Source organism: Mycobacterium sp. 852002-51163_SCH5372311 (genome assembly GCF_001667115.1).
Classification (GTDB): Bacteria; Actinomycetota; Actinomycetes; order Mycobacteriales; family Mycobacteriaceae; genus Mycobacterium.
Window position 1 is genome coordinate 1 of the sequence record NZ_LZIJ01000188.1, and the last position, 15615, is coordinate 15615.

Genomic DNA, 15615 nt, shown 5'->3' on the forward strand with positions numbered 1-15615 from the left:
GTCTGCGCGTTCGCCGGCGAACAGCCGAGCTTCCAGGCCACCAACGCCGGCACCGACCGCGCGCCCGTGGCCCCGCAGAGTTGGTCGCGATCCAGCTCGGCGACGATCTCCACGATGCGCCCATCAATCGCGTTGCGCTGACCGGCCAACTGCGCCAACTCCTCAAACAGCACCTCAACATGCCCGCTAGGACTCACCTTCACGGCGCCGGCTGATGCGTTCGAAGACACGACATCATCATCGCAGCCACCTACGACAAATCCCGGCCGCCCGATCCCCGCTCTGAATTTGGTGCACACTCCCAAGCGAGCAGGCGCAGAATTGCCTAATTTGCCGTCAAATTGGGCGATTCTGCGTCTACTGGCCGTGGAGGGCCCGCGTCAGAGCATCGCCCTGCAGCGCGAACAGCCGCTGGGAAACCGACCAATCCGGCAGCAACGAATCGAATCCGTGACAGACGCCCGCAAATACATGCAGCTCGGTGGAAACGCCGCACCGCAACAGCCGCAGCGCATATTCGACCGCTTCGTCACGAAACGGGTCGACCTCCGCGCAGGTGATCAAAGCCGGTGGCAGACCGCGTAATTCGCTTGACCTGGCCGGCACTGCAGCTGGTGACGGATCCTGACCGTTCAAATAGTGGCGCCACATCAGGTCGGCCGCCTCGCCGTCGAAGGCAGGCGTCCTCCGGAATTCCTTCCTGGATGCGGTTGGGCGGTCATCGAGCACGGGTTGATGCAGCAGCTGGAATACCAGCGGTGGCAACGAGCCGTCCGCCGTACGCTGGGCCAGGCATGCGGCCAGGGTTGCACCGGCGCTGCTACCCGCGACAGCCAGGCGCGCGGGATCGAACCCCAGTTTGGCCGCCTCGGCGGCGGTCCATTTCAGCACTGCCACGGCGTCGTCAAGCGCGGCCGGAGACGGGTGCTCGGGTGCCAGCCGATAGTCGACGGATACCACCGAGCAGCGTCCCCGGTGGGCGAGCTCCCAACACTGCCGATGGTCGGTGTCGAGATTACCCAACGCGAATCCTCCTGCGTGGCAGTAGATAACCACGGGTGACGGTGCGGTGGCAGCCCGGTAGATACGGACCGGGACTGAGCCGCCGGCGTGTAGGTGTTCGATAGTCACCGCGGCCGCGGTTTCCTGTTGGGCGGCAGTGCGGCGACGCTCATTCATCGACTGTCGGATCAGCGGGATCGCGTCTGTGGTGAAGAGGGTCCGGTCGATGGCGACTGCGCGCAGCACCGGGTCGAGTCGGTCGATTTCGTCCAATTCGGTCAGCGGATCTGCAGGCATTGTCCGCCGTCTACGACGAGTTCCGAACCGGTGATGAACGACGCTTCCGGGGAGACCAGAAACACTACAGCGTCGGCAATCTCGGTGGGCCGGCCGAGCCGTCCGAAGGTCGACGACTCGACCAGCCGCTGCTGGGTTGCGTCATCGAGCATCGGGGTCGCGATCGGCCCCGGAAATACGGCGTTGACGCGGATACCGAATGGCGCCAGCTCGGCCGCGGCGGTCTGGGTCAGGCCGCGCAGTGCCCATTTCGACGAGCCGTAGGCGCAGTGCTGCGGAAAGGGGCGGATCGCCCCGGTGCTGCAGATGTTCACGATGGCAGCGTTTTCCGCCGCACGCAGATGATCGAGCGTGGCGCGCATGCCGAGGAAGGCGCCCAGACAGTTGACCCGCCAAGCGTTTTCGAAGTCCTCGGCGGTCTCGTCGGCCAAGGACGCGCGGTGTAGTACACCGGCATTGTTGACCAGGGTGGTCAGCGATCCGAATCGGTCGACGACGGTTTCGGCGGCCGCTTCCCACTGTCGTGGCGAAGTCACGTCGAGTCCGATCCCGATCACCTCGTCGGCGCCCAGCCTGTCGACGGCGGCGAACAGCTCGTCGGAGCGCCGGTCGCAGGCAGCCACGCAATAGCCTTGGGCCTTAAGCCGTTCGGCGATCGCCCAGCCTTGGCCGCCGGCTGCTCCGGTCACCAATGCGACGCGGGTCATGGTCACGGAGCCTCGGGGTTGTCGGACAGGCCGTGCGTGGTGACGAACCGGCATCGGCGCCGCCGAAAGCGCCAGCAGCCGCCATCACGCACCAATTCGTCGTCGTACAGGGCTGGCCGCAGCTGCAGGGTCCCGGCCCGGACGAACAGTACCTGCGATCGAGCCGTCGCAGTGTCGCCGTCGACGTCGATCCGCGAGACTCCGGTCAGATGCAGCCCGCGGGGCGCCTCCCGGAACATGTCACCAATACCGTGGTGTCCTGCGAAAGACCGTCCGTAGACCAGGAATTCGGCATCGTCAGCGAACAATTCCACGCACTCGTCGATGTCGCCGGCGTCAAGGCTCAGCGCATAGCGGGCAATGAGGTCGCGGATTGCTGCGTGGTCACCGTTCATTGCGTTGTCGCCTCGCGCAGGTACTCGGCCGCGCCGCGGCGCAGCGCTTGCGATTCGGCGGCCAGGGTTACCATCCGAAAACCCAACTGGCGCATGGCACGTCCCGCCTCGCCGTCGCCCGCGTGGATGCCGGTGACCAGGCCCGCCGCCGTGGCGGTGCGATGGATGCGCACTATCGTGTCCAGCACTTCTGGCTTTTTGATTGCCCCGACGGCGTCGAAACCCATCGAGATGGCCAAATCGGCGGGGCCGACATAGATTCCGGCCAGGCCTTCGACGGCGCAGATTCGATCCAGGTCGGAGAGCGCGGCGGCCGTTTCGATCATCGCGAAGACGCCCGCGCGAGCGGCCAGGGCGGCGGCATCGAAGCCGAGGCTGGCGCGCAGCGGCCCAAAGCTGCGGATGCCCAGCGGCGGATAACGGGTGGCGGCCACCGCCGCGGCCGCCTGCTCAGCCGACTCGATCATCGCGACGACGACGGCATCGGCACCGGCGTCGAGCACCCGCCCGATCGGCGCCGGTGCGGCGTCGGGCAGTCGCACCACGGTACCGATTGGCAGGTGTTCGATGTGGCGGAGCGTCGCTGCGATTTCGGCATCGTCAAGGTACCCGTGCTGGGCGTCGAAACCGACGTAATCGTAACCGGCCCTGGCGAATTCGTCGGGACCGATCAGCGTCGGCCCGGTGATCCATCCACCCCAGAGAATAGATTTCTGGCTCAGCGCCTGCCGTAGGTTGCTGGTGAGTTTCTGAGCCATGTTCAGTCCGAGATCGCGATCTTGATGTGCTCGGGTTCCGGCCGACTGGCCAGCTCGAATGCTGCCTGCACGTCGTCGACACCGAACGTGTGCGTCAAATATGCACCGAGTAGCGCCGGATGCTGCGCGGCGAACTTCCCGGCGGCCTCCAGCACCCGCCGTCTGTCAAGTGTCACACCCGATTTCAGTGTCAAGTTGTTGCGCAGCATGGTGCGCATACTAATCGGGTAGGAATCGTCGTCGGCGACGCCGAAATAGAAGACCGTGCCGCCGGGGGCGGCCGCGGCGATGGCGTGACCCAGCGTGGCCACCTGATGGCCGACGGCTTCGATGACGATGTCCGCGCGGTCGCCGGGTGTCAGCTGGCTCACCCAGCGGTCGCTGGTTGCGCGGACCGCCTCGTCGACTCCGAATGCGGTGGACAGTTTTTCGCGGTCCACTGGATCGACCCCGGTGACACGCCTGGCCCCGGCCGCTTTGGCGACATAGGAGAACAGCAATCCGAGTGAACCTTGCCCGATTATCGCCACGTGACGGTCGGCAAGGTCCGGCAGCTGCTCACACGCGTAGAGGACGCAAGCCAGCGGTTGCAGCCCGACCGCCTGGGCCGGTGTCAGCGACGGATCGTAAGGCGCCAGCCCGTCGCCGTCGCTGATCACCCGCTCCATCAGGCCGTCGAATCCCGATGCCCAGCCCACTATCCGGTCGCCCGCGCGGTGTTGCGGATGCCGGCTCGCGATGACCTCGCCGGCAACTTCGTGGACTGGGAAGCCGTCCTTCTCCGCCGCGCTGCGGCCGTCGTCACCCGGAAGCCGGCCCCGCGCGCCGCGAAACGCGGGCAGGTCGCTACCGCACACGCCGGCCGCCAAGAACCGCAGTAGCACTTGACCATCGGCGAGGGATTCGGGGGTCTTGTCGGCGATCTGGTTCCGCTCGAACAAGTAGGGGGCGACGATCCGGTAAGACCACACGTCACACCGCCACCGGGATCTTGTTCCATCCCCATTGGAAACTGGACGGCAGCCGGGTGGCCTGCTCGGCGTGTATCGCGAAGTCCGGAACGCGGCGCAGCCATTCCTGCAGCAACACAGCAACTTCGAGCCTGGCCAAGTGGTATCCGATGCAGAAGTGCTGGCCGCGGCCGAATGCCAGGGAGCGACGGATCGGCCGGTTCCAGACGAACTCGTCGGGTTCGGGATATTCCCGCTCATCACGGTTGGCCGAGGCCAGCAGTGTGATCACCCGCTGGCCCGGCTCAATGGTGTGATCGTGAATTGCGAAGGGCTTGCGGGCCGTTCGGGCGAACCATTGCGCGGGCGCACAGTAGCGGATCATCTCCTCGCGCGCGACGGGCACATTGGCCGCCGGGTCCGAGCGCACCGCGGCCAACTGTTCGGGCCGCCGGCTGAGCTCCCACAAGCCATGGGCGACGATTTTGGGCACCGTTTCCGTCCCGCCGATGAAGATGCACAGCATCTGGGTGGCGACCTCGATGTCATCGAGGTCGCTGCCGTCGGGCAGCCGATAGCTCAGCAGTCCGTCGACTACGGGCAGCGCGCCGCCCTGGCGAGCGCGGCGCCGCTGGACCACGGGTACCAGGAATTCCAGATAGTTGGGCCGGGATTCCGCGGTATCGACGCCGACGCCGGGTTCGGCGAGGCTGCCGGCGTTGACGGCGGCCAGTACGTCGGGAGCGAGATCGGTTGGTATCCCCAGGAGTTCGCATACGATCGAGGCCACCACGACACCGCCGTAGTCCTGCGTCAGGTCGAATGAGCCTTGCGGCAACAGCAGATCGAGTCGCTGGTTCGCCAACTCGCGAATTCTCGCCTCCAGCCCGGCCACCGGCCGCGGCCGCAACGGCTGCGAATGTGCGCGACGGATCTGGCCGTACAGATCGGCGTCGAACACGGCGTGGAACGGCAGCGGATGCAGCGGCGGGTCGTCGACCGGCCCGGTGTTGTGGTCGGCCAGCACCGACGCGGCGGGCAAGGTTCCTTCGGACGCGACGAATGTCCCGTCGTTCATCTCCAGCACCCGCCAGATGTCGTCGAATCGGGACAGGGCGAAGGTGTCCCACTGCGGCATGTAGTACGCCGGATATTGGTCGCGCAGGATTTGGTAGTAGGGCAATGGGTTTGCCATTACTTCTGCGTCGAAAGGGTCGTAGCGGAAGTCCGACGGATTGTTCACTGCAGTGGTGAGGGTGGCAGGGCCTGCAGAATCGAGTCCTCCCAACCGTCGCGCAGGGCCGGAGCCACGCTCATCCAGGTGACGATTTCGGCGGGCGGGTTGTCCTTCCAGGACGGGTAGTGCTGCGCAAAACAATTCCAACCGCCGTCCAGTGCCCAGTAGTGGATGACCTCGTTGTAGCGGAACGTGGTGGTGAACGAGCCCAGCCATCGTTTGCCGGTGCGCTCAGACCATGGGACATAGAGGCGCTCCAGCTCGCGGATGTAGTCATCCTGACGACCCGGCTTGGTCTGCATGATCTCTTGAATCACAAGTGGCGCAGTGAAGTTGGCCTCGCGCAGCTGAGCCAGCGTTTTGTTGCTCGGCCCCGGGTACATGATGCGGCCCTCCCCCGACGCGCCGATGCCGGCCAGAAACGCCGACCACTTCCCGGCCGCGACCTCATGGCTGCCGCCGCGTGCCTGGGCCGCCCCGATCCGCGCGTAGTCGGCGAACCCGTCGATCTCCCAAATGATCGTCACCTGCGGCCAGTGACCGTTGTAGGGGGTGCATTCCCACATTGCGAACAGTCGTGCGCCGAGCTCGTCCATCATCGGCTGATAAATGTCGGTGAACAGCTCGGTGAATCGGTCACTTCGGCCCGACCCCAGCGCGATCGTCTCGTGCAGGTACAGCAGCGTGTGGCGGTAGTACTTCTTCATGTTGCTAGCCAAGCCGAATCAGCTCCGATTCGACCGGCAGGCAACTAGCCGCGTCACGCACCAGTGTTTCGGTGGAATCTACTGCGTCGCAGCCAATCCCGGCCGCGGCAAGGGCGTGGCTCTTGAACAACCGTGCCGCGCCGCTGAGCACGTGCTGCACCGTGGTCATCCCCCGGTTCACCTCGAGGGGCCAACCGTCACCCCAGAGGGCGACGTCGGTAGACCGGTGATTCAGCGCCTTGAGGACGCGGGCCTGAACGGTTGCATCCGCGGTGAACGCCTCGGCGCTGACCGCCAGCCCCTGGCCCGCCGAACGGGTGAACCACGACTCCAGATCCACCGCCGCCACCCCGAGAATGCGCAGGGGCCGGGTGTCCCAGCCCTGCGGCAACAGCACGGTCACCTCCCAACCAGCCGCCACCCGGTCGTACATCCACCCGCCTGCCGCGCACACCGCGTCGCGCGTGCTGACGGCCACCACGTCGAGTCGGTATCGCAGACTCTCTGCATCCGCGCGAGGTCGCCCCGCCGCACCTCGCTTTCGGTAGTCGTCTTTTCGGTAGTCGTCGATGTCGAAAGTTCCAGTGACCATCCATCCATTCCTCACCATTCCCATTGCCACGGATCGTGGTGCCGACGGCGTGGCCTGGGCGCTTGTCATGGGCTGTCACCGCCTCACCGTCTGGTCCGACCGGGTGACGCGGCTCACCGGACAGCGTGACACTTCAAGGCGATTTTGTAAAGGTCCGCGAGATGCGTCAGGGGTTGTGGCGGGCCCGAAGTTCGGCGAGCACTTCCGCGGTGTGCTGCCCGAGTTGCGGTGCGGCGGAACGCGGCGCCCACGGTGTGCCATGGAAATCCGCCGGGGTGGCGACCATCGGAATACCTGCTTCGCCGTCCGGCACGTCGACGATCCCGCCCGCCGCGTGGAACTGTTCGTCCGCCACGACGTCTTCCAGGGCGTTGACCGGTGACCAGAAGAAATCCGGTTCGTTTGCGAAGACCTCCGACCAGTCGTCAAGCGACTTCGTAGCGAAGATCTCGTCCAGGGCGGCGACGAGTTGACCGGCGTTGGCGGCCCGGGACCGCGCGTCGCCGTATCGCGGATCCGTCAGCCACTCCGGCTTGCCGACGGCGCGGCACAGCGCAGGCCAGTGCCGATCGGCCTCCAGCCCGACGATCCAGAAACGTCGACCGTCGCCGGCGGCGTAGTTGTTCATGCAGGGATTGCCCATCGACTCCCGCTGTCCGATGGCGATCGGTTGGCCGGTGAGCAGATAGGTGTTGAGGTCGAAGCTCACGGTGTAGGCGCCCTGGCGGTACAGCGACGTGGTCACCAGTTGTCCTTCGCCGGTGCGCTCGCGGGCCAGCAGCGCCGCGCACACGGCCGCGGCCAGGGTCATGCCCGCCGAATGGTCGCCCATGCCGCCACGCTGAAACGGCGGTGTGTCGCCGGGCCGGGTGAGCAGGTGGGCGACGCCGGCGCGCGACCAGAATGCCGCCACGTCGTACGCGGCGCGGTCGGCGTCGGGTCCGGTTTCGCCGTAGCCGGTGATCAGTCCGTAGACCAGCCGCGAGTTGCGATCGCGGACCGACTCGTAGTTCAGTCCGAGCCGCTGCAACGCTGCTGGACGCACATTGGTGACGAAAACATCTGCGTCGGAGAGCAATTCGAATGCGGTGTCGCGGCCGTCGGCGGTGGTGAGGTCCAGCACGATGCTGCGCTTGGAGCGGTTGTCCATCTCGAACGGCGGGTTGACCCCGAGGTCGCAGCCCAGCATCCGGCCGAACAGCCGTCCCGGATCGCCGGTCGGTGGTTCGATCTTGACGACGTCGGCGCCCCAATCCGCCAGGATGCCGCCGGTAGCCGGTCCGGCCACCCACACTCCGAGCTCGACGACTTTGATGCCTTCCACCGGTCCCGCCATGGCTTATTCCTACCGGTTCCTACCGGCGAATGTGGGGTTGTGTTACGGCGACCCCGATCTACGCGCACAATATGTCCACAGTCAGCGCGGAAGAAGGTGAGCATGAGTCTGGTCGCCGGACGCGGTCCGCTGGGCAAGGATCCCGCCGGGCGGTTTGCTCCCCCGGTACCCGCCGGCCTTGTCTATATCGAGCCACATCCGCGGCGGATACAGGCTTTTCGACAAAACCAACTGGTGATCGACACCGAACACGCGCTGATGGTGCACCGACCGGGCCGTCCACTCAGCTATGTCTTCCCGGCCGACGAGGTCGGTGAACTGCCAACCGAGCCCGAACCGGAGGCGCCCGGTTTTGTCCACGTCCCATGGGATTCCGTCGACGCTTGGCTGGAGGAGGGCCGCAAACTCGTCCACTACCCGCCGAATCCGTACCACCGGGTGGACTGCCGTCCCACGCAGCGCCGTCTGCGCGTGTCGGTGGACGACACCGTGCTGGTCGACACGCACGACACCGTCATTCTCTTCGAGACGGCGCTCGCCCCGCGGCTCTACGTGGACCCCGCGCATGTTCGCACCGACCTGCTGCGCCGGACCGCTACGACGAGCTACTGCAACTACAAGGGCGTGGCCACATATTGGTCCGCGCTAGTCAACGACACGATGATCGACGACGTCGCGTGGAGCTATCGGGATCCTCTTCCGGAAAGCCTGCCGATCAAGGGGTTTCTGAGCTTCGACGAAACCCGCGCCGACGTGCTGGCCGAGCTGCCCGGCTGACTCCGCGAAAGTGCAACTGCCAACGTATTTCCCGAGTACCGGCGTCGGCAGTTGCACTTTCGCGGCTACTGATAGCTAGGGCGCCCGAGGCCGAGCTCGTGTTGAGCGATCATATTGCGGAACACTTCGAGCGTGCCGCCGTAAATCCCCGTCGGTAACGACAGCCGGAAGAGGTATTCCGCTGCGCCGTCGCCGACGGCACCCGGAGCATCGGTCGGCAACGCCGATGCGCTGCCCAAGATGTCCATCAGATCGGGCGATATGTCGCGCATCGTCTGGGCAAGCGCGACGCGTCCGAACATGCCCGGCGTGGACAGCGCGGCTTCCATCCGCGCAAAGCTGCGGCCAAGGCGGTAGCGTACCGAATCGTCGTCCGCATCGGCACGGGCCGCGACCGCGTCCACCGCCTCGGCCATCACCATGCCGTGGCCGGACATCGCCGAAATGCTCTGCAAGCCATGGTCTTCGGGATCGACGATACCGTGCTCGGAGTCAAGTGCGGACCGCATCACCGTCCAGCCACCGTTGACTTCACCGATCCGGTACAGGTCGTCAACGCGCACGTCGCTGTAGTAGACGATGTTGGTGCGATCGCCGTCCAGCGTGCGGATGCCCTGAATCTCGATGCCCGGCGAATCCAGCGGCACCAGGAACATGGTCAGGTTCTTGTGTTTGGGCCCTTGCGGGTCGGTGTTGGTGAGCAGGAACACGTACTTGGCGTTCTGCGCGTTTGAGGTGAACATCTTCGAGCCGTTGATAACCCATTCGTCGCCGTCACGCACCGCGCGGGTCTTGCAGGTGGCGACGTCCGAGCCGCCGTCCGGCTCGGTGTAGCCCAGGCAGAGCCGGATCTGTCCAGAGAGAACCCCGGGCAACACCTGCGTGCCGAGCTCCGGCTTGCCGAACTGCTCCACCAACCGCGCGACGACGGACGTGGTTCCCCAGTGGTACCAAGGCGTGTGAGCCCTGGCGACCTCGAGTTCGAAGATCCGCCGGCGCACGGGGTCGAATCCACCTTCGGACTCGAGCTTCCAGTCCGCGGCCAGGTAACCCGCTTCACCGAGCGCCAAATGCACTTGCTCATCAAAGTTTTCGCCGAGCGCGCGATCGCGACGGCGTACCTCGTCGGTGACGTGTTCGGCCAGGAACGCCCGTGTCCTGTCGCGGAAAGCCTGGTCTTCAGCGCTGAGCGCGACCTGCGAGAAATCCATTCACATCACGTCGATGACAAGCGCCCGGAAGCGGTCGATGGTCTCCAGCGCGTGGGCCAGACTGTCACCGGGCAGGCCGACCTGCACCCAGGTAACACCCACTGCCGCAAGCTTTTCCAGACCACTCAGGTAGGCGTCGGAATGAAAATCTTCGCCGGCGGAGCTGCCACCTTCGAAGTTGGTGAAGGTGATGTCGATCGCGGACCAGTCCCGGCCGGCCGCATCGCATCGGCGCCGCAAGTCCTCGATGCCCTCGTTCAGACGCTGCACCGAGTCGATGACCGCGGTGCCTGCCGTCTGGGCCAGCTGCGCCGGTGCGGGAAATGGACACCAACCGTCACCGTACCGGGCGACTCGCTCGCGAGACGCGGCCGTGTTGCCACCGACCCATATCGGCGGCTGAGTACTCGGCCGGGGGTGCGCGGTGATGCCTCGGGCGCTGAAATGCTTTCCTTCGAAAGAAATATCGTCGCCGGACCAGACCGCCCGGATCACCTGCAGGGCTTCCTCGAACAGCTCGGCGCGCTCGTCGTAGTTCACACCCAGCGCCGCGAATTCCCGCTTGAGGTAACCCACCCCGACGGCGAGGGTGAAACGGTCCCCCGACAACAGGGCCAGCGTCGCACCGGACTTGGCCACAACGAATGGATTCCGGTACGGCAGCACCACGATATTGGGTACCAGGCGTATCCGCGTCGTCCGTGCGGCAGCGAAACCCAGTGCTACGAAAGGATCCAACGCGTCGTGTCCGCCCGCTTCCAGCCAGCGCTGGGAGGGCGCGGGGTGGTCGGTGAACCCGAATCCGTGAAACCCCGCGGCCTCGGCAGCCGCCGCCACCGCGGCAATGCTGTCGCCACTCAACAGCTCCGGGTTGTACGGATGGCTGTGCATCGGGTGAGTGATCGCGAATTGCATGGTCGTTGCAGCCGCTAGAAACGGGACCGCGAGTCGATTGCGGTGTCGGTGGTGCGCAGCGGACGGATCAGGGACTCCTGCGCGAAGGACGCCAACAGTTCGCCCTCCTCGGTGTGCACCGCGCCGCGCACGTAGGACATGCCCGCTCCGACCTGGGTGCTCTCGTGGGTGTACAACAGCCAGCCGTCCCAGTGCACCGGTTCATGGAAGGCGACCGAGATCGTCATCGGCGCGGTGGACACGGTCAGGTGTGCCTGGCTGGTTCCGATGCCCGGGTGCGCGCGCATGGTCGTGGAAATCCCCAGGTGGCCGGTGAAATATGCAAGCAGCGCTTTGGCTAGATCGTCCCGCTCCGGGATCGGGTCGTAACGCAGCCACGCATAGAGCTCCGGTGGCCCCACCTCATCCGGGCTGTTGACGTCCGTCACGTCGACCAGCCGCAGCTCGCGTCCGATCATCGGCATCTCGGAAGGGTTGGCCTCGGCAGGCCCGGCCACATCGGGCCGCGGCAAGTGGTGGCGGATGACGTCGTCAGTCGGGACGTCGGCCAGCACCGTCACGCTCATGCAGCGCCGGCCGTTCTGGTGCGCGGCGACGATCGCGGTGGCGGTGGACCGGCCCTCGGCAACCACATCGAGGACCAGTTCGACCGGCGGTCCGACCGTGACGGCACGAGAGAACACCGCGTGGGCAGAGCGCACCGATTTGTCCGGGAATCGTTTGGCCGCAGCGACAATCGCCTGGGCGAGCACCTGGGTGCCTTCCACCACCTGCCGACCGTCCTGACCTGAGAGTCCGGTGTCGCCGGTGAACCGATCGGACCCGTCCGCCGCTACGTCGAACAGATCGAGGAGGCCGCCAACCGACCACTGGGCTTGATCAGATTCTGTCGTCAACACGTTCACCTCTCGCTCCCGGAACTCACGGCTCAGCGTGACACTTTGCGCATTGCTTGTAAAGCTCGGACGCGTACCGCCCCACGTTGACAGCGACACCGTCGGTGCATGACACTTCTGCAGTGATTTGTAACGTCATGACGGAGCCCACCGCCCTGGCCCAGGGCTTTTGCTTCGGCGAAGGTCCGCGGTGGTTTGAGGGACTGCTGTGGTTCTCCGACATGCTGGGTGAGGCCGTACACACCTCGGACATGCGCGGCTCATTGACCACGCTGCCGCTGCCCGGCCACACACCGTCGGGTCTGGGTTTCCGGCCGGACGGCTCACTGCTGATCGTCTCGACCGAAGACCGGCAGGTGCTGCGCTACGACGGCGAAACCGTGGCAACCATCGCCGATCTGTCCGACGTGACGGCCGCCAACCTCGGCGACATGGTGGTCGACGACGCGGGCCGGGCGTACATCGGATCTCAGCAGCTCAGCAACGGCCTCATCGTGCGCCTCGATCCGGACGGCAGTGCCACCGTCGTTGCCGACGACCTGGACTTTCCCAACGGCATGGTCATCACACCGGACCGCACGACGCTGATTGTCGCCGAGTCGGTCGCCCGGCGACTGACCGCCTATACCATCGGCGACGGCGGCGCGCTCACCGACCGACGCCTCTTCGCCGACGGCCTCGACGGCCCGCCCGACGGCGTCGCGCTGGACGCCGAGGGCGGAGTGTGGACGTCCATGACGCTGGCGCATCAGTTCGAGCGGGTCGTCGAGGGCGGCGCCGTGACGGACCGAATCGACATGGGTGAGCGGGTAGCCATCGCCTGCGCGCTCGGCGGCCCCGAACGCCGCACGCTGTTCCTGCTGTCCAGCACCGACGCCTATCCCCAGCGCCTGGCCGGCACCCGGCTCTCTCGGCTCGACGCCGTCACGGTCGCCACGCCCGGCGCCGGTCTGCCCTGAAACCCCTGCAAAGGTGAATACATGTCCGATTCGTATTACGAGCTGATCGACGACACCGACGCTCTCGGAGAGAAGTTCAGGGCCACCGACCTGGCCCGGGGCACCTGGTCGGCGTCGATACAGCACGGCGCACCCGTGTCGGCGCTGCTGGTCCGCGCGCTGGAACGCTGCGAGCAGCGCGAGGACACCAGGCTCAGCCGGGTGGTCATAGACCTGCTCGGGCCGGTGCCGGCCGAAGGCGACCTGTGGGTCCGCCCCACGCTGGAACGCAGCGGCAAGCAGATCGAGCTCGTCGCCGCCGAGATGCTGGCCGAAGGCCCCGACGGCCCGCCGCGGCGCGTCGCCCGGGCCAGCGGCTGGCGATTGCAGCACCAGGACACCCAGGCCGTGGCGCATTCGGCAACGCCCCCTACGCGCCCGGTGAGCGAGGCGCACCCCCGCAACCTCGCGGCCCGGAAATGGGACCGCAACTACGTGCACAGCTTGGAGTGGCTCTGGTTGACCGAGCCGCTGACGCCCGGCCCGGGCGAATCCTGGATCAAGCCGACAGTCGACCTGGTCAAAGGCGAGGCCATGACCCAGTTGGAGCGATTGTTCGCGGTGGCCGACTGCGCCAACGGCATCGGCAGCAAACTCGACATCACCAAGTGGACATTCATCAACACCGATCTGGCCGTGCATGTGTTCCGGGTCCCCGACGGCGACTGGATCGGTATCCGGGCGAAAACCCATTACGGGCCGGACGGCATCGGGACCACGGTCGGCACGCTGTTCGACGGGCGGGGCGCGATCGGCGCCATTCAGCAGTCAGTATTGGTCCGCCGGCGCCCAGAGCGTCCGAGACGTCCGGAGACGGGAAAGTGACCAGTTCTCCGCCGACGCGGTTAGGGTCTCAACTATGAGCCAGGCGGCCCAGACGACGGATTTCGGCGAAACCGACACTTCTACTCGTCAACGGATTCTCGCAGCCACCGCCGAGGTACTCGGACGCAGCGGGACCACGAAGCTGAGTCTTTCCGAAGTCGCGGCCCAGGCCGGAGTATCCCGGCCCACTTTGTACCGCTGGTTCGCATCCAAACAGGAGTTGCTGTCGGCGTTTTCACGCTACGAGCGCCACAGCTTCGAAAGCGGACTGGCCAAGGCGACCGCGGGTCTGAAGGGCGTCGAAAGGCTGGACGCCGCATTGCGATTCATCGTCGAATGGCAGTACTCGTACTCCGGGGTGCGGATGGTCGACGTCGAACCCGAGCACGTCATCGGACAGGTCTCGCGGGTGATCCCGGAGATGCGCGAGGGTCTGCAAAGGCTGCTGCCCGGCCCGAACGCCGCGGTGAAGGCCGCAACGGTGATCCGGATCGCGATCTCGCACTACATAGTCCGCAGCGACGACGCCGACCAGTTCCTGGCCCAGTTGCGCCACGCCGTCGGCATCAAAAACACCAGCTAGTCCCCCCGCGAAAGTGCAACTGGGAACGCATTTCTCGAGTAGCACCGTCGGCAGTTGCACTTTCGCGGCAAAGGCGACTAGAACAACACGGCGGGATTCAGATAGCCGGTGGGATCCAACGCCACCTTGACCGTGCGCATCGCGGCGATGTCGGCGGCCTCCCGCGACATCGACAGATAGGCCCGCTTGCGGCTGCCGACACCGTGTTCGGAGCTGACGTTGCCACCGCACGCGGCAGTCAGGTCCATCATCGCGGCGAAGAGTTCGGCTTCGGCATCGACCGCGCAACGCAACACGTTGAAATGCAGGTTGCCCTCGCCGATGTGGCCGAACACGACCGGCAACGCCTCGGATACCCGTGACCTGACCAAATCGATTGCATCCCTTACAAACCCGCTGATCGACGACAACGGCAACGACACGTCGAACTTCAACGGTGGCCCGTACATGCCGAGCACCTCGGGAACAGATTCACGCACGCGCCACAAGCGTTGCTGCGCGGCGACATCCACGCCGACCGCGGGCTCACCGCACAACCGTGCGCTCTCGAGCAGGCCGGCCAGACGCTCGGTCTGGTCGTGGTCGGCGGCCAGCTCCACAAGGAGCATCCAGTCGCCGGCCACGGGTGCGCCGACCCCGAGGCGCTCACCGGTCAAAGGGGCCAGCCGGGCGTCGACCAACTCCAGCGCGGCGATGCCGTCCAGGTCCCGGAAGGTGCGGCCGGCGTCGACCAGTGCTTCGAGGTCGGCGAACCCGCAGATCGCCGTCACCCGGTGCGACGGCATCGGATGCAACCGCAGGTCCAGCCCGGTGATGACACCCAGAGTGCCTTCGGCTCCGACGAACAGCGCCGGCAGGTCGTAGCCGGTGTTGTCGCGGCGCACCCGGCTGTGGCGGCGCAGCACCGAACCGTCGGGCAGGGCGACGTCCAAACCGACGACCTGTTCGCCCATGTTGCCGTAGCGGACGGTTCGCAGCCCGCCCGCATTGGTCGACGCCATACCGCCGACCGTCGCTGTGTCCCGGGCCCCCAAGTCCACGCCGAACAGCAGCCCGGCCGCGCTCGCCGCGTGCTGCACCGCCGCCAGGGTGGCTCCGGCACCGGCCTGGATGCGTCGCTCGACAGGGTCGACATCGCTTACCGCGCAAAGTCTTTCGGTGGACAGCAGCACGTCGTCGTGCTCGGGCACGGTACCCGCCACCAGCGAGGTGCGGCCGCCCTGCACAGTGACGTAGGCACCCGCGTCGCGGCACACCCGCAGCACCTCGGCGACCTGGTCGGACGAACCGGGCCGTACCAGGGCACCGGCCCGGCCCCGATAGCGTCCGGTGTGGTCGACGCTTCGGGCGGCCAGCACGTCGGGGTCGGTGACGACGTGATTGGCACCGACCGCGCCCGCCAGGCTGCGCAGCAAGCTTGCGGTCATAC

At 66.3% G+C, this 15615-nt stretch carries 18 protein-coding genes; 4 read left to right on the forward strand and 14 right to left on the reverse strand.

Translation table 11 applies throughout. The features are described from left to right. From A5791_RS26185 to A5791_RS22435, 10 genes are all read right to left on the reverse strand, one after another. The coding region (locus tag A5791_RS26185; protein WP_156661550.1) for a DUF222 domain-containing protein at nucleotides 1-230 on the reverse strand (230 nt) is incomplete at its 3' end. Nucleotides 231-357: 127 nt separating this feature from the next. Beyond that, complete coding sequence (locus A5791_RS22395) at nucleotides 358-1284, reverse strand: alpha/beta hydrolase (RefSeq protein ID WP_067241784.1); 927 nt, start codon at nucleotides 1282-1284, stop codon at nucleotides 358-360. Then, a complete protein-coding gene (locus A5791_RS22400) occupies nucleotides 1281-2006 on the reverse strand; it encodes an SDR family NAD(P)-dependent oxidoreductase (protein ID WP_067241585.1) in 726 nt (241 codons plus the stop codon). The genes A5791_RS22395 and A5791_RS22400 overlap by 4 nt, the downstream gene beginning before the upstream one ends. A gap of 2 nt (nucleotides 2007-2008) precedes the next feature. Continuing rightward, nucleotides 2009-2401 (reverse strand): nuclear transport factor 2 family protein, encoded by a 393-nt coding sequence (locus tag A5791_RS22405; protein ID WP_067241588.1) that lies wholly within the window; start codon nucleotides 2399-2401, stop codon nucleotides 2009-2011. Continuing rightward, nucleotides 2398-3159: an HpcH/HpaI aldolase/citrate lyase family protein gene (locus A5791_RS22410; RefSeq protein WP_067241590.1), complete on the reverse strand. Its 762-nt coding sequence runs from the start codon at nucleotides 3157-3159 to the stop codon at nucleotides 2398-2400. Before A5791_RS22410 ends, A5791_RS22405 begins: the two co-directional genes overlap by 4 nt. 2 nt (nucleotides 3160-3161) lie before the next feature. After that, complete coding sequence (locus A5791_RS22415) at nucleotides 3162-4130, reverse strand: zinc-binding dehydrogenase (RefSeq protein ID WP_067241592.1); 969 nt, start codon at nucleotides 4128-4130, stop codon at nucleotides 3162-3164. A gap of 1 nt (nucleotide 4131) precedes the next feature. After that, nucleotides 4132-5304 carry a cytochrome P450 gene (locus A5791_RS22420; protein ID WP_067241786.1) on the reverse strand — a complete coding sequence of 391 codons (1173 nt, stop codon included), beginning with the start codon at nucleotides 5302-5304 and terminating at the stop codon, nucleotides 4132-4134. Nucleotides 5305-5348: 44 nt separating this feature from the next. After that, entirely contained in the window at nucleotides 5349-6053 is a 705-nt protein-coding gene (locus A5791_RS22425) for an NIPSNAP family protein (RefSeq protein WP_067241596.1), read from the reverse strand. 4 nt (nucleotides 6054-6057) lie between these two features. Beyond that, entirely contained in the window at nucleotides 6058-6645 is a 588-nt protein-coding gene (locus A5791_RS22430) for a hypothetical protein (protein WP_067241788.1), read from the reverse strand. Nucleotides 6646-6811: 166 nt separating this feature from the next. Next, a complete protein-coding gene (locus A5791_RS22435) occupies nucleotides 6812-7981 on the reverse strand; it encodes a CaiB/BaiF CoA-transferase family protein (protein ID WP_067241598.1) in 1170 nt (389 codons plus the stop codon). A gap of 102 nt (nucleotides 7982-8083) precedes the next feature. Between A5791_RS22435 and A5791_RS22440 the strand changes: the two genes are divergently transcribed. Next, a complete protein-coding gene (locus A5791_RS22440) occupies nucleotides 8084-8758 on the forward strand; it encodes a DUF427 domain-containing protein (RefSeq protein ID WP_067241600.1) in 675 nt (224 codons plus the stop codon). Between the two features lie 65 nt (nucleotides 8759-8823). On the opposite strand, the gene A5791_RS22445 is transcribed toward A5791_RS22440, so the two are convergent. The 3 genes from A5791_RS22445 to A5791_RS22455 are packed head-to-tail and all read right to left on the reverse strand — an operon-like array spanning nucleotide 8824 to nucleotide 11789. Further along, nucleotides 8824-9969 (reverse strand): acyl-CoA dehydrogenase family protein, encoded by a 1146-nt coding sequence (locus tag A5791_RS22445; protein ID WP_067241602.1) that lies wholly within the window; start codon nucleotides 9967-9969, stop codon nucleotides 8824-8826. Then, nucleotides 9970-10884 (reverse strand): LLM class F420-dependent oxidoreductase, encoded by a 915-nt coding sequence (locus A5791_RS22450; RefSeq protein WP_067241604.1) that lies wholly within the window; start codon nucleotides 10882-10884, stop codon nucleotides 9970-9972. Nucleotides 10885-10898: 14 nt separating this feature from the next. Beyond that, nucleotides 10899-11789, reverse strand: coding sequence for an acyl-CoA thioesterase II (locus A5791_RS22455; RefSeq protein WP_156661551.1), 891 nt, complete (start codon nucleotides 11787-11789; stop codon nucleotides 10899-10901). A 128-nt stretch (nucleotides 11790-11917) separates the two neighbouring features. Between A5791_RS22455 and A5791_RS22460 the strand changes: the two genes are divergently transcribed. Genes A5791_RS22460 through A5791_RS22470 form a run of 3 tightly spaced genes read left to right on the forward strand, consistent with a single transcriptional unit; the run spans nucleotide 11918 to nucleotide 14186 of the window. Beyond that, nucleotides 11918-12739 carry an SMP-30/gluconolactonase/LRE family protein gene (locus A5791_RS22460; protein WP_067241606.1) on the forward strand — a complete coding sequence of 274 codons (822 nt, stop codon included), beginning with the start codon at nucleotides 11918-11920 and terminating at the stop codon, nucleotides 12737-12739. Between the two features lie 21 nt (nucleotides 12740-12760). Further along, complete coding sequence (locus tag A5791_RS22465) at nucleotides 12761-13603, forward strand: thioesterase family protein (RefSeq protein WP_067241608.1); 843 nt, start codon at nucleotides 12761-12763, stop codon at nucleotides 13601-13603. 34 nt (nucleotides 13604-13637) lie between these two features. Continuing rightward, the gene (locus tag A5791_RS22470) at nucleotides 13638-14186 is read left to right on the forward strand and encodes a TetR/AcrR family transcriptional regulator (RefSeq protein ID WP_067241610.1); all 549 of its coding nucleotides are present in this window, start codon (nucleotides 13638-13640) and stop codon (nucleotides 14184-14186) included. A gap of 77 nt (nucleotides 14187-14263) precedes the next feature. Here A5791_RS22470 and A5791_RS22475 read toward each other — a convergent pair whose 3' ends face one another. Then, entirely contained in the window at nucleotides 14264-15601 is a 1338-nt protein-coding gene (locus A5791_RS22475) for an FAD-binding oxidoreductase (protein WP_067241791.1), read from the reverse strand. Nucleotides 15602-15615: the final 14 nt, after the last annotated feature.